This window comes from Flavihumibacter solisilvae (genome assembly GCF_000814475.1).
GTDB classification, from domain to species: Bacteria; Bacteroidota; Bacteroidia; order Chitinophagales; family Chitinophagaceae; genus Flavihumibacter; species Flavihumibacter solisilvae.
The window spans coordinates 47,280-62,071 of sequence record NZ_JSVC01000007.1 but is presented as its reverse complement, the minus strand read 5'-3'; the positions used below and the strand labels follow the sequence as shown (position 1 = coordinate 62,071).

Here is a 14,792-nt window from a genome sequence, read left to right as displayed (position 1 = left end):
ATTCTAGATTTGTCAGGCGGTGCAAATTACAACGATTGGCAACTGCAGAAAAATACGAAACCATGGTCGTCAATTTAAGCAAGCATTATTCGCTTCTCAGCGACTGGGTGAGCGAATTACGAAACATCGACCAACAGGCTGACAGGATGCGGTTCCGCCGTAACCTGGAAAGGATTGGTGAGGTAGCTGCTTACGAGATCAGTAAGAATCTCGATCACCGGCAGATCGAGACACAGACACCCATGGGCATATCAAACTGTAAAGTACTTTCACGTCAACCCGTACTTGCCACCATACTCCGGGCTGGCTTACCCCTTCACCAGGGGCTTCTCAATTACTTCGACAAAGCGGATAACGCGTTCATCTCTGCCTACCGGAAACACAATCCCGACGGATCATTCGAGATTAGTATGGAATATCTTTCCAGCCCCGACCTTGACGACCGGGTGGTGATCATTTCTGACCCAATGGTAGCAACAGGAGCCTCGCTGGTAAAAACAATACAATATCTCAGGGATGAAGGCAGTCCAAGGGAAATCCATGTCGTATGCGCCATTGCATGTACGGTGGGTATTGAATATGTTCACCGCAACGAGCCTAATGTGAAGATCTGGTGCGGGGCGATCGACGACGAACTTACTGCTAAAGGATATATTGTGCCGGGCCTTGGCGATGCGGGTGACCTCGCTTATGGCGCCAAGCAGCAGTCGTAGAAATAAAGCTTTCGTATTTTACCAACATATTGTATTTTGCTCTTCCCTATTATGAGAATCTACCGTGGTATACTGGTGCTGCTGCTGGCTGTACTTATCCGGCCCGCTCTCGCGCAGGACCCGCATTTTTCCCAGTTTTTCGCGTCACCGCTTACGCTTAACCCCGCCTATACAGGTAAATTCAACGGAGTAGTGAGGGCTGCAGGAAATTATCGTGATCAGTGGCCGGCAATCAGCAAAGCGTTTGTAACATCCACATTGTCTGTCGACGCCCCTATTTTCAAAGGGAAACTGAATGAAGCGGATACCTGGGGACTGGGCGGTATGGCCATGACAGATCGCACGGCTAACGGCATCCTGAACAGTAACTATCTCGCACTTTCCACTGCATACCATAAAGCACTTGATGAAGATGGATTCCACACTCTCGGCGTAGGATTCCAGGGAGTTTATACCAGCAAACGGCTCGATGGATCGGCGCTTAATTTTGAAAACGAACTGGCACTCGACGGTACATGGACCAATCCCAGCGGTGAAGCAGTTGACGGCACCAGGATCAATGTCAGCTATTTCGATTTCAATGCAGGTGTGCTGTACAGCGGTTCCACTAACGGTGATGACAACTTTTATGTGGGCGTATCAACCTACCATATCATCAAACCCAAAGAAAACTTTACCAATGGCTATTACACCATCCAGCCACGGGTAAGTATACATGCCGGGGGATACCTGCCGGTTGGACAAACTACCACCCTGCACCTCTCTGGCCAGCACAGCCGCCAGGCAGGCGCCTACGAAACCGTAATAGGTGGCGCAGTAGCGTTCAATCTCAACGACGATTTTGACCGGCCAACCAGCTTTTATGCAGGCAGCTGGCTGCGGTTTAATGATGCCTTGATTCCCTACCTGGGATTCGAATGGGCGGATTTCCGCCTGGGGGCAACATATGATGTAAATACTTCTTCGCTGAAGACCGCATCCCAAAAACGGGGCGGAATTGAGATCTCCCTGATCTATATCAAACGGCCTGACGATGGCCGCAAGGAAGTGCCCTGCCCGAAATTCTAACCTGCCGGTTTTACTTATTTCCTTTTCCGCTGACGTGCCGGTTTCCTTTCTGGTAAAAACGGTACGGTAAGGTCGCATCCTCCCCGGCATAATCAATTCCAATCCGTGGAGACGCAATAATATCTGATGGCTTCAACACAAACCCATCATCCCAGATGCTGATTTCCTCCTGCAACGAATTTCCGGTATGCTCCGTTGAAATTCCCAGCGCCCGCGAAACATTCCCCGGTCCCCTTCCCACTGTATGATCTAATTTCAGTTTACGCATCCTGTCCAGCATCTGCTCCACACCTTCCACCGGTTCAATACCACGGATAAGCACTGCATGAGGTACGTCCTTAATATTTGTGACCACATTGAACAGGTGATGAATTCCATAACAGAGATAAACATACGCAACGCCACCGGCGCTATACATTGTTTCGGTTCTTGCGGTACGACGACCTTTATACGCATGCGATGCCCGGTCCACAACACCGTTATATGCTTCAGTTTCCACTATACGGCCACTCGTTACGATGCCATCGAACCGGGTGAGCAAAATTTTCCCGATCAATTCACGTGCAACCTGGACAACATCAGGTCTTTCAAAAAAAACCGGCGGCAATTTTGTCATCATTTTCAGCCATGTCTTAACTCAATGTAATAAATTTAGGCCGCTAAAACCTGTCCAGCTTGCTAAAAGAGATCATTATTGCTATTGAGTGTTATATCAAGGCTCACAACTTCATCAGGGAACATAAACTATGGCGGTGGATAATCCTGCCCGGAATCCTGTACATGTTGCTGTTTGTGACAGGCATGTATTTTTTTATCATTTCGAGTAATTCCGCAGTTAATTACCTGAGCAATATTATCGGCATCGACCGCTGGCTGCAGGAACAGAAAAGTCCGTTTCTTTCCTTTCTTTTTATGATGGGAAATATCATGGTGAGGCTCCTGCTTGTGTTCTTTTATTTTTCGCTTTTCAAATATATTTTCCTGATTATCGGATCGCCCCTGTTTGCCTACCTGAGTGAAAAAACAGAATCTATTATAGAAGGGCGTGATTTTCCTTTCAGCTTTTCACAACTGATGAAGGATATTGTCCGCGGCATTAGGCTTGCCTTAAGAAACATGCTCTGGCAGGCAGTATATACCATCTCCATACTGATACTTTCGTTTATACCCGTCGTCGGCTGGGTAAGCCCTATGTTGTCGTTGTTTTCCGAATGTTACTATTATGGTTTTTCCATGGTCGATTATAGCTGTGAACGCAGACGATTGTCGCCGGCAGAAAGCATTCGTTTTATCAGTGACCATAAAGGCCTTGCAATAGGAAATGGACTGCTTTTTTATCTTATGCATGCCGTTCCTGTTATTGGCTGGATTCTTGCGCCAACCTATGCGGTAGTTGCTGCAACGCTTAGTGTGCGGCAGATAGAAGGTGTACGTCAAATTGAAATCAGGTAATATGGCAAGCAGTGCATTGGGTACCGTGTATCTCATTCCGACATTCCTTGACGAGAATAATCTTGAGCCCATTCCCGCTTATGTCCTCAATGGCATCCGTGAGTGCCAGGTTTTCTTTGTAGAAAATGAGCGTAGCGCGCGCAGATATCTTAAACAGATGTGGAAGGAAATGGTGATCGACAATTACGAATGGTTCGCAATTCATAAAGCTGAGGATGAAGTGGGCACGGCTTTCCGGCAGCAGCTTCAAAGGGGTAAGACCATTGGCATTATAAGCGAGGCTGGCTGTCCCGGCGTGGCGGATCCCGGGCAGGTGCTGGTCGCAATAGCGCAGCAAATGGGAGCAGTTGTAAAACCTTTTGTTGGTCCAAGCTCCATTCTCCTTGCGTTGATGGCCAGTGGAATGAACGGGCAACAGTTCCGGTTCAATGGCTACCTCCCGATCGATAATGCCCATCGGAATAAAATGCTGAAAGACCTGGAAACAGAATCAGCAAAGAACAATTGTACACAGATCTTTATTGAAACCCCTTACCGCAACAACCAGCTTGTAGAAGCCATGCTTGCGCAATGCAAGCCGGATACGCGGCTATGCATCGCCGTTGACCTGACCGGCGCAAATGAGTTCGTTATTACCCGTTCCATAAAAAACTGGAAATCCAACAAAATAGATATCCATAAACGACCGGCGATCTTCCTTTTGCATGCAGGATAAACCTGTTATTCGGATTGGCCTGGACCTGCAGCCGGCTTGGAATTTATTATGGGGCCACCGCCCGGCATCCGCATCGATAAAATGCTGTCAACTACATAATTTGAATTTCCCCGCCAGGGAATAGCGCCAAGGTATTCACGATAATGAAGTTCGAATTCCTTTCCGCTATTGTGCATAAGCTGGTCAGCTATCTGCTGGTTGGTTACCGAAAACTCGAACTCATAAGACTGGATGCTTCCTGTAACACCGCTACGGAATCCGGACTGGATCATCTTCCCCTCGAATGTCTTGAAAATGTAACCTTTCTTTACCAGGAAATTAAGCTCACCGGCCTTTACACCTTCCCCAAAGACCCAGTAGTATCTCCAATAGAAGAATCCTCCACCGATTACCAGGAGTACGAGCAAAACGAAACCCAGGAACCTTCTCATAAGCTGTACTATTTTAGATTTTAAAATTAATTTTTACTTTCCAACCCGTACTTATCGATCATGTAAATCAACATCGTCATGTTCAGGGCGCCCATATCAAGTTCCCTTTTGTTTACCTGCTCGAACACATCATTCCTTGCATGATGCAGGTCAAAATATCTCGAGCCATCAGGCGACAGCCCGGCCAGGGGCGTGCCTAATAACCTGTTCAATGGACCTATGTCGGCGCCACCACCACCATCGCTGAACTGGTACACACCATAAGGAACAAACAGCGGCACCCAGGCCCGGATCCTTTCGAGTTTATCTTTCGCCAACGTAAAGCCGAAACTGCGCGGAGTGAATCCACCAGCATCACTTTCGAGGGCAAATACATGTTTTTCAGCTTTCCCTTTTGCTTCCTCTGCATATTTGTTACCACCACGGAGTCCATTCTCTTCGTTGGCAAACAACACTATCCGTATCGTATGCTTTGGCTTATATCCACTGGCCTTCAATGCACGCAATACTTCAATGGAATGAACGCAACCTGCCCCATCATCATGAGCGCCTTCAGCCGGGTCCCAGGAGTCGAGGTGCCCGCCTACTGTTATAAAGCGGTCGGGGAATTCAGACCCGGTGATCTCACCAATTACATTGTGCCCTTTGGCATCAGGATGGAACCGTGCTTCACTGCGATAGAAGATCTTGACTTCCTTTCCTGACCGGAGCAAGCCTATCAGTTTGTCTGCATCTTTCAACCCGATGGCAGCAGCAGGAATTTTCGGGTATGTGGAATCATATGAAGTAGTGCCTGTATGGGGATGATTATCGGCAGAGGCAGAAACGGACCTGATCATTACGGCAGCAGCACCGTATTTCGCGGCCAGGCTTGGTCCCTGGCGGCGGTATGCTCCGGATTCACCATAAGATTTTCCGGTTGACAGGTTACGGGGATTGAAGATGTTGTTATATACTACTATTTTCCCCTTGACCAGGTCCTTCTTTGCATCCAGGTCTTTGAAATCTTCAATAAGAATTGCAGGCAGGTAAATTCCATCCTGGTTTGTGCCGACAGAATTTCCCAGTGCCAGGATGTCGAGCCTGTTCTTCTCGGCTTTGCCGCCAACTGCACCAATGGTGTACCAGGATTCTTCCTTACCTCTTTCCCAGTGTGGCACCATACATTCCTGCAACCACACTTTATCGGCACCGGCAGCTTTCAAAGCCTCAGCGCCCCAGGCCTCAGCCTTATACATCCCCGGAGACCCTGCTAACCTCGGGCCTACCGATTTGCACAGTACACGGAGGTTCTCATAAGCTACTGGCGAACTAAGCACATCATCCGCCAGTTTTCTGAAGAAAACAGAATCTTCCTGGTGTTGTGCTGCTACAGCCTGGCTAAATAATAAAGCCGCCAACCAAACAAATCCTTTCATGTGGTGTTTTTTTAAAATTAGCTAAACATTTTTATCCATTACCTTCACAACCAATTTTTTACGCCTATGCGCATTGGAATCGTTTGCTACCCCACTTTTGGCGGTAGTGGTGTTTTGGCAACCGAGCTCGGAAAAGCCCTTGCAGATAAAGGTCACCAGGTGCACTTCATCACATACCAGCAACCCGTACGCCTGAACGAATTCAATGCAAATATCTTTTATCATGAAGTCAGGGTTCCCACTTATCCCCTCTTCGACTATCCCCCATATGAAACGGCGCTGGCTAGCACAATGGTTGATGTGATCATGAATAACCGGCTTGACCTGCTACATGTGCATTATGCCATTCCTCACGCCTCAGCTGCTTTTATGGCCAAACAGATCGTGATGAAAGCAGGTATCTCGATCCCTGTCATTACCACACTTCATGGCACCGACATTACACTGGTTGGGAGGGATAAGACCTATGCTCCAGTCGTAACATTTTCCATAAATGAAAGTGATGCCATTACTGCAGTGTCCAATAACCTGCGTGAAGAAACCTACAGGTCCTTCCGCATTGAAAAAGACATTGAAGTGATTCACAACTTTGTTGATGTGGCACGGTTCCGAAAGAAAGGCATCGATGCATTCAGGCGGGTAATTGCACCCTCTGGCGAGCGCATCCTGCTGCATGCTTCCAACTTCAGGAAAGTGAAGCGGATCGAAGATGTGGTTCGCATATTCAGCAATGTGGTAAAAAAAGTTCCGAGCAAATTGCTGTTTGTGGGCGACGGACCCGAACGTCCGGTTGCTGAAAGCCTGAGCCGCGAACTGGGCGTGTTCGATGAGATCAGGTTTGTCGGGAAACAGGAACAAATTGAAGAAATCCTCGCTATCTCCGACCTTTTCCTTTTGACTTCCGAATACGAAAGTTTCGGCCTTGCTGCACTTGAAGCGATGGCTGCTGGAGTTCCCGTGATCAGTACCAATGCCGGGGGACTGCCGGAAATCAATGTTCACGGCGAAACCGGTTTCCTGGCTCCTGTGGGCGATGTGGAAACGATGAGCCGCCATGCCATTGAACTACTCAGTAACAAAGAGCTTCTCAGCAGTTTCAAAAAGAACGCGATGGACCAGAGCGACCGTTTTGATATCCACCACATTGTTCCCCGTTATGAAAAGCTGTACAACAGGTTCTGCGACTGCATTGCCACAGTCTGATCACAACAGGTAATCACCGTTCATTGATTCCCCCCTTCGCAGTAAGAATAAATAACATATATTAGGTTACAATCTTATTGCGAATGACACATTCATTTACCAGGTTATTAGTCCGGGTTATTTTTCTGTTGTTCATTGCTCCACTTGCTGCAGGGGCCCAGAAAGGCATGACCATCCCGGTGGAATACTACAAACTGACTAACGGTCTTAAAGTGGTTCTCTCACCAGATAAACATGCGCCAATTGTGACGGTGGCGGTTTACTATAACATTGGCTTCCGGATTGAGCCGAAGAACCGGACAGGCTTCGCACATCTCTTCGAACACATGATGTTCCAGGGATCAAAGAATTTCCCAAAGGGCGAATTCGATAAACTTACTGAAAGGAATGGCGGCTTCAACAACGGGTCAACAAGATTTGACTTTACCAACTATTTCGAAGTGATGCCGGCACATATGCTCGAACCCATCCTCTGGGCTGAAGCCGACAGGATGAAAGGACTCGACCTGAACCAGGCCTCACTCACGAACCAACAGGGCGTGGTGAAAAATGAAGTAAAAGTTAACGTTCTCAACCGCCCGTACGGAGGCTTTCCATGGCTCGACATGCCGCAGTATGCAAATGAAAACTGGTACAATGCACACAATTTCTATGGCGATCTGAAAGACCTCGACTCCGCAAATCTTGATGATGTAAAGAAGTTCTTCGAAACTTATTATGCTCCCAACAATGCTGCACTTGTAATAGTCGGAGACTTTGAAACAGCCGATGCAAAAAAATGGATAGAGAAGTATTTTTCGGCCATACCATCGTCAACACTGCCTTCAACTCCTGACCTGGCCGAACCTGTACAACAGAAGGAAAAACGATTCACTAAAGAAGACGCGCTCATCAATAAACCTGCCATTGCCATCGCATATAAAATGCCGCCGCGCAATACGCCGGAATATTATGCAATGGGGCTTATTGATCAATTACTCGTAAAAGGAAAAGACAGCAGGCTTTACCACAGGCTTGTACAACAAAAAGGGATAACTGCCAATGTAAACGGTGGCATCAACTACCTCGGCAACATGTTCAATTACAACGGACCTATGTTGTGGATGACCGACCTGATTTATGACGGCACTGTTCCTTCAGACTCCATTATTACCCAGGTTGACCTTGCCATTGCTGACATCGGGAAGGAAGTGAGTGATGAGTCGATAAAACTTGCAATGGTGAAAATGCGCTCATTCCTGTATGATAACCTTGGTGGCTTTTATGGCATCGGTCTGGCAGATATGCTGGCATGCTTCGCCCTGTTCGATGATAACCCGTCGAGGGTGAATTCCCTTGAGCAGGAATTCAGGCAGGTCACCCCGGAACTGGTGCGTAAAACAATCAGTACCTACCTGACTCCCGGCAACCGTACTATCCTGATCACAGAACCAGCAAAAAAAGAATCAAAATGAAAGTAATTACCAGCATACTCACCTGCCTTGCCGTAACAACAACCGGCCTGCTTTCATTTGCCCAGGAAACATTGCCACCTGCCGGCAAACCCAAAGATTTCAAACTACCTGTCTATAAAAAGATGGAGCTCCCGAATGGAATGAAAGCGACCATGATCCCGTATGGCAATATTCCTAAAGTAACAGTGGAACTTGTGATCCGGACCGGCCAGGTACATGAACCAAAAGTCGCCCGGTGGCTGGCAAAATACACAGGCAAATTCCTGGAGGAAGGCAGTACAAAAAACGATCTCGCCAGTCTCTCGAAAAAAGTTGCTGCAATGGGCGGACGCCTGACTGTCAGTGTGGGTATGGAAACGATTTCGATCGGCGGTTCCGTATTGGCTGAATTTGCGCCTGAATTCCTGGGCCTTCTTGCCGAACTGGTAACCGATCCGGCATTTCCCGCATCCTCGGCAGATCGGCTTAAAAACGACCTTAAACGCGATCTCAGCGTGCGGAAGGCACAACCTGACGCCCAGGCTTCTGAAAAGTTCTTCACGATGATCTACGGCGACCATCCTTATAGTAACAAGCTACCTACTGAAGAAATGCTGGCGGCGCTTTCCGTTGAGAAGGCAAAAAAGTTCTATGCTGATAATTTTGGCGCACAGCGCAGCTCAATTTATATCGCCGGTAATTTTGACCAGAAGGCGGTTGAGCAGTCGATCACAAAAAGCTTCTCATCCTGGACAAAAGGACCAGCGATTAATTACCCTCCCGCTGTTCAGCAACGCAGCAATGAAATAGCTATAGTGGAGAGGCCCGATGCCCCGCAGACGGTCATCCTCCTTGGAACCCCCGTGCCTGATCCCAAAAGTGCCGAATACACCCAACTCGAAATAACGAACTCACTGCTGGGTGGATCATTCGGATCAAGGATCACGAGGAACATCCGTGAAGATAAGGGCTATACCTACAGCCCGTACAGTACCATCCAGAACAGGCAGAAAATGGCGGTTTGGTATGAGAAAGCTGACGTTACCAGTGAACATACTGCTGCATCTTTGGCAGAGATCAGTAAGGAAATACGCGGGCTACAGGAGAAAGCTCCTGATATAGAAGAACTTAAAGGAATTCAGAACTATGAAGCAGGAAGTTTTGTGCTGACCAATTCAAGTGCGGATGGCATTATAGATCAATTGGTTTTCATTGACATGAATAGTTTAAAGGACAGTTACCTTACCAACAGGATAAAGGATATTTATTCAGTTACTCCGCAACAGGTACAAAACATGACAAAAAAACATTTAAGGTATGAAGACATGACACTGGTACTTGTCGGAGATAAAAAACAGATAGACAATCAATTAGAAGAAATCAAAAAAACGCGTGCCGTAAAAAAAGCATTTTAGTAAAAAATGCAAATATTTCCTTGTTGATGTTTGCACGCCAACGATCGTAAAACGGACAAGATAATTTCAATATGCAGGGGCGCTGAAATCAGCGTCCCTGCTGCGTTTCATCGTGTACATAAAATTCCCCGATTCGACTTAAAGAATGCCCGCGATCATGATGCGGCGTTCATGGAAAAAATATTTTTACCCTGTAGCGCCCACTGGATAAGCCTCGTACAGAATTTGCATGTCCTTAACAGATGCTATCCCGTTTTTCTAATCAAAACTAAACGAACATGAGAAAGATTTCGTCAATCCTATTGACGCTATTGCTTGTGGGAGCTTTAGCGTACGGACAAACCCGTACTATTACGGGTCAGGTGAAAGATGACAAAGGAAATCCTGTTCCCTTTGCATCTGTAAAAGTCAAAGGCAGCTCAGCGGGGGTAGCTGCCGACCAGGAGGGGAACTTTAAGATTGAAGTTCCTGCCGGATCTACACTACAGGTTTCAGCAACAAGTTTCGAAACATTTGAGGTGGCAGTAGGCGATCAGACAGTCGTTCCTGTTACAATGAAATCAACGAGCAGTTTAAGTGAAGTTGTTGTAACCGCTTTGGGTATAAGAAGAAGTAAGAACGAGTTAGGCTATGCTGCACAGAAAGTAAACAGCGAAGATATCACCCGCGCACGAGATAATAATTTCGTCAACTCACTTTCAGGTAAAGTCTCCGGTGTACAGGTTAACCGCAACAACTCCATGGGCGGTTCAACCAATATCGTGATCCGTGGTTCAAAAACATTGAGTGGCTCAAACCAGGCATTGTTTGTTGTTGATGGTGTTCCATTCGATAACTCAAATACAAACACACAGGATCAACGTACCGGCCGCGGAGGCTACGATTATGGTAATGCAGCGGCAGACATCAACCCTGATGATATCGAATCAGTGAACGTGCTGAAGGGCGCAGCAGCAACTGCACTCTATGGTTCACGTGCATCCAATGGTGTGGTCATGATCACAACAAAAAAAGGTTCCAGGGGGCTTGGTATTACGGTCAACACCGGTATCACAATTGGAAAGGTCGATAAAGAAACTTTTATCACGCACCAGAAATTATATGGCGGAGGATATGGTCACTATTATGAAGATCCTTCAGGCCAGTTCCTTTATCGCGATATCAACGGCGATGGAACCAAGGACCTGGTTACTCCAACAAGTGAAGATGCTTCTTATGGTGCACGATTCGACCCGAACCTAATGGTGTACCAGTGGGATGCTTTCGACCAGGCAGGACCCAACTTTGGGAAAGCTCGTCCATGGCAGGTTGCCAATTCAACTCCGATCGATTTCTTCCGCGATGCGCTTACAACAAGCAATAGCGTCGTGTTCGACGGAGGTAATGACAGGGGATGGTTCAAGCTGGGTTATACAAAAAATACTGACAAGGGAATACTTCCCAACAGTAAGCTGAACAAGGACCTGGTAAACCTGGGTGCTCAGTATAATGTTACTGATAAGTTTTCTGTTTCCGGTAGCATCAACTTCTCGAAAGTTGATGGCTATGGCCGTTATGGTACGGGGTACGATTCAAAGAACCTGATGGGCGGTTTCCGCCAGTGGTGGCAGATGAATGTTGACATAAATGAACAGGAAGCTGCATATAAGAGGAACCTTCAGAACATCACCTGGAACTGGGCGGACCCTGCAGACCTCGTTCCGATCTATTGGGACAACCCTTACTGGACACGTTACGAAAACTATGAGAATGACTCCCGCATCCGCTGGTTCGGGAACATCACAGCAAACTACAAAATCACAGATTGGCTGAATGTAATGGGACGTGTTACACTCGACAATTACAATGAACAACAGGAAGAACGCATTGCAGTTGGTTCAATAGATGTTTCCAAATACAGTAAGTTCAATCGCAGCTGGCAGGAGTACAACTATGACCTCATCGTGAATGCGAACACAAACCTTACCGACGACATCAGCCTGAAAGGACTTGTGGGAGCTAACCTGCGCAGGAGCAAGCTGGAATCTACTCTTTCTACAACGAACGGTGGATTGTATGTTCCAAGGCTGTATTCGCTCTCCAACTCCATTAACCCGATTGAAGCACCAACCGAAGAGCTTAAGGAAATAGAGGTTGGTGGCGTGTTTGCACAGGCGAGTTTTGGTTGGCGTGACATGGTTTTCCTGGAAGGAAGCATTCGCCGTGACCAGTCCAGTACATTACCTGACGATAATGACGTGTATTGGTATCCTTCTGTTTCTTTGGGCTTTGTGTTTTCAAAGCTTGTTCAGCCTGACTGGCTGAGTTATGGTAAGCTACGTGCAAACTATGCAGAGGTTGGTGCTGATGCACCTCCGCTCAGTATACAGGACGTATATGACAAACCAACTCCCTACAATGGCATTCCGCTATTCTCTGTAGCACCTACAAAGAACAACCCCGAGTTGAAACCGGAACGCACCCGCAGTAAGGAAATCGGCCTTGAAATGGCTTTCCTGAACAGCCGGCTGGGATTTGATGTGTCCTACTACCGGACAAATACCATCAACCAGATCGTGCCCGTTGCCGTATCTTCTGCCACAGGATATGCGAACAGGTACATTAACACCGGGGATGTACAAAACCAGGGTTGGGAAGCATCAGCGTTCTTCGTTCCTGTGAAAAACAGGAATTTCAGCTGGACACTCAACCTCAACTTCACCCGGAACAGGAACGAAGTAATAGATATCTATACGGATGAATTTGGCAACGTGGTGGATAACATCCTGCTTGCAAACTTCCAGGGTGGTGTTTCCATTAATGCAACAAAGGGTGAACCATACGGAACCATCCGCGGAGCTAACTTTGTTTACCATGAAAATGGCAAGCCAATCATAGATCCTTCTACTGGTCGTTACATGTTCTCGGCAACGAGCAATGAAGTGATAGGTAACGCTAATCCTGACTGGATCGGTGGCGTTCAAAACACATTAAAGTACAAAGACTTTTCACTCAGTTTCCTCATTGACATAAAAAAGGGCGGCGATATATTTTCACTCGATATGTATTATGGCCTCTCAACTGGTATGCCTGAAGAAACAGCAGGGCTGAATGACCTCGGTAATCCATTGCGTAGCCCGATCGCGGAAGGTGGAGGTATCATTCGTCCGGGTGTACTACCTGATGGTAAACCCAATGACATCAGGGTAGAAGCAATCAACTACGGTGCATTTGGCTATCGTTATCAACCTGCAGCAGGATTCGTTTACGACGCCGGTTTTGTCAAATTGCGTGAAGTTGCAATTACCTATTCCATCCCGAAATCAATACTGAGCAAAATCAAAGGATTTAAGGGAATTGATTTTTCAATTATTGGAAGGAACCTTTGGATCATAGACAAGAATCTTCCTTATGCTGATCCTGAAGAAGGTCTCAGCTCAGGAAACCTCCAGGGGTACCAGGGTGGAGCTTATCCAACAACCCGCAACATTGGATTCAACCTGCGTCTTAAATTTTAAAACTTATGAACATGAAAAAGATATTCATAATTATAAGCGCTTTCCTGGTCCTTGTTGCTCCTTCATGTACCAAAAACCTGAACGATCCGCAGAAACAAGCGACCGTAGTGCCGCCAGGTTCATTGTTGACGAATGCTGAAAAAGAATTTGCAGATGCGATGACAACTCCGAACGTAAACTCAAATATCTTCAGGCTATTGGCACAGCAATGGGCACAGACAACTTATCCCGACGAAAGCCAGTATGACCTCAACACACGGAATATTCCCCAGAATTTCTGGAATGCCATTTATCGTGACGTGTTGAAAGACCTGAATGAATCAACAAAACTCGTGAATGAAGACCAGCTGCTTGACCCGGTTGTCAAAGCAAACCAGCTGGCCATGAATGAGATCCTCACGGTTCATGCTTATTCCGTTTTGGTAAATACATACGGCGATATCCCATATACACAGGCACTCACATTTGAAAACCTGCAACCTCAATATGATGATGCTGCAACAGTAATGGATGACCTGCTCGCAAGGCTCACAGCTGCTATTTCATCGATCAATGTTGATGAAGAAGGCTTCGGTGATGCCGATCTCTTTTACGGTGGTGATATGGCACAATGGGTGAAATATGGTAATAGTCTTAAACTGAAACTGGGTATGCTGCTGGCTGATGTTGATGAAGGGAAAGCCCGTGCGGCAGTCGAATCTGCAGTGGCCGGGGGAGTATTTACTTCATCAGCCGACGACCTGACCTTCCAGTACCTGGGTGCGCCACCGAATCACAATCCTGTATGGGAAGAACTGGTTCAGAGCGGCCGGAATGATTTTGTTGCGGCAAACACATTCCTGGATGCGCTGGTGGATATAGACGATCCCAGACTCGGAGTATATTTTACTGAAGTTCCGGATGTGGGAGGTTATAAGGGTGGCATTTATGGCACCAATAACAACTATAATTCTTATTCCCAGCCTTCAGAAGCATCAACAGAGCCTGATTTCCCGTCACCACTGCTTACTTATTATGATGTGGAATTCCTGCTTGCAGAAGCAGTAGAAAGAGGCTTTGCAGTTGGTGGATCTGCGGAAGAACATTATAATAACGCGTTAACCAATGCAATGGCTTCCTGGGGTGTTCCGGTAGAAGATATCTCTTCCTACCTCGCCAACCCGCAGGTGAATTATGCTACTGCATCAGGAGACTGGAGGGAAAAGATCGGAATGCAGAAGTGGTTCGCCTTATATGACAGGGGATGGGAAGCATGGACAGAGTGGCGTCGATTTGATGTTCCTGACCTGGTTGCGCCTCCTACTACTGTTGAACCGATTCCGTGGAGGTATACTTACCCGGTTGCTGAACAAAACCTGAATACGGCTAACTGGGAGTCAGCAAAAGGTAAATTACCAGGTGGACTCGATAAGACCAACATTAAACTGTTCTGGGATGTGAACTGATT

12 protein-coding genes are annotated in these 14,792 nt (G+C 47.0%); 9 read left to right on the top strand and 3 right to left on the bottom strand.

The genetic code is table 11. The annotated features are described in order from the left end of the window. Positions 1-62 precede the first annotated feature (62 nt). A complete protein-coding gene (gene upp, locus OI18_RS06680; RefSeq protein ID WP_039138478.1) occupies positions 63-713 on the top strand; it encodes a uracil phosphoribosyltransferase in 651 nt (216 codons plus the stop codon). Between the two features lie 51 nt (positions 714-764). Next, positions 765-1,781 (top strand): PorP/SprF family type IX secretion system membrane protein, encoded by a 1,017-nt coding sequence (locus OI18_RS06675; RefSeq protein ID WP_039138301.1) that lies wholly within the window; start codon positions 765-767, stop codon positions 1,779-1,781. A 10-nt stretch (positions 1,782-1,791) separates the two neighbouring features. Here the strand turns inward: OI18_RS06675 and OI18_RS06670 are convergent, their stop codons facing one another. Beyond that, positions 1,792-2,400, bottom strand: coding sequence for a DNA-3-methyladenine glycosylase (locus OI18_RS06670; RefSeq protein WP_039138299.1), 609 nt, complete (start codon positions 2,398-2,400; stop codon positions 1,792-1,794). Between the two features lie 56 nt (positions 2,401-2,456). Here OI18_RS06670 and OI18_RS06665 point away from each other — a divergent pair, with 56 nt between their 5' ends. Both OI18_RS06665 and OI18_RS06660 read left to right on the top strand, forming a co-directional pair. Then, complete coding sequence (locus OI18_RS06665; protein WP_039138297.1) at positions 2,457-3,233, top strand: EI24 domain-containing protein; 777 nt, start codon at positions 2,457-2,459, stop codon at positions 3,231-3,233. 1 nt (position 3,234) lies between these two features. Further along, positions 3,235-3,948: an SAM-dependent methyltransferase gene (locus OI18_RS06660; RefSeq protein ID WP_039138295.1), complete on the top strand. Its 714-nt coding sequence runs from the start codon at positions 3,235-3,237 to the stop codon at positions 3,946-3,948. 5 nt (positions 3,949-3,953) lie between these two features. Here OI18_RS06660 and OI18_RS06655 read toward each other — a convergent pair whose 3' ends face one another. Beyond that, positions 3,954-4,379, bottom strand: coding sequence for a hypothetical protein (locus OI18_RS06655; RefSeq protein WP_072038969.1), 426 nt, complete (start codon positions 4,377-4,379; stop codon positions 3,954-3,956). A gap of 26 nt (positions 4,380-4,405) precedes the next feature. Next, positions 4,406-5,797, bottom strand: a complete 1,392-nt coding sequence (locus OI18_RS06650; RefSeq protein ID WP_039138293.1) for a M20/M25/M40 family metallo-hydrolase — start codon at positions 5,795-5,797, stop codon at positions 4,406-4,408. A gap of 66 nt (positions 5,798-5,863) precedes the next feature. Between OI18_RS06650 and bshA the strand changes: the two genes are divergently transcribed. The 5 genes from bshA to OI18_RS06625 all read left to right on the top strand — a co-directional run bounded on the left by bshA (position 5,864) and on the right by OI18_RS06625 (position 14,790). After that, positions 5,864-7,000: an N-acetyl-alpha-D-glucosaminyl L-malate synthase BshA gene (gene bshA, locus OI18_RS06645; RefSeq protein ID WP_039138289.1), complete on the top strand. Its 1,137-nt coding sequence runs from the start codon at positions 5,864-5,866 to the stop codon at positions 6,998-7,000. An 83-nt stretch (positions 7,001-7,083) separates the two neighbouring features. Beyond that, on the top strand, positions 7,084-8,454 hold the full coding sequence (locus OI18_RS06640; protein ID WP_052272943.1) for a M16 family metallopeptidase: 1,371 nt from the start codon (positions 7,084-7,086) through the stop codon (positions 8,452-8,454). Beyond that, positions 8,451-9,848, top strand: coding sequence for a M16 family metallopeptidase (locus tag OI18_RS06635; RefSeq protein ID WP_039138288.1), 1,398 nt, complete (start codon positions 8,451-8,453; stop codon positions 9,846-9,848). Before OI18_RS06640 ends, OI18_RS06635 begins: the two co-directional genes overlap by 4 nt. Before the next feature lie 278 nt (positions 9,849-10,126). Next, a complete protein-coding gene (locus OI18_RS06630; RefSeq protein WP_039138286.1) occupies positions 10,127-13,345 on the top strand; it encodes a SusC/RagA family TonB-linked outer membrane protein in 3,219 nt (1,072 codons plus the stop codon). A gap of 11 nt (positions 13,346-13,356) precedes the next feature. After that, complete coding sequence (locus OI18_RS06625; protein ID WP_039138473.1) at positions 13,357-14,790, top strand: SusD/RagB family nutrient-binding outer membrane lipoprotein; 1,434 nt, start codon at positions 13,357-13,359, stop codon at positions 14,788-14,790. The last annotated feature ends 2 nt before the right edge of the window (positions 14,791-14,792 follow it).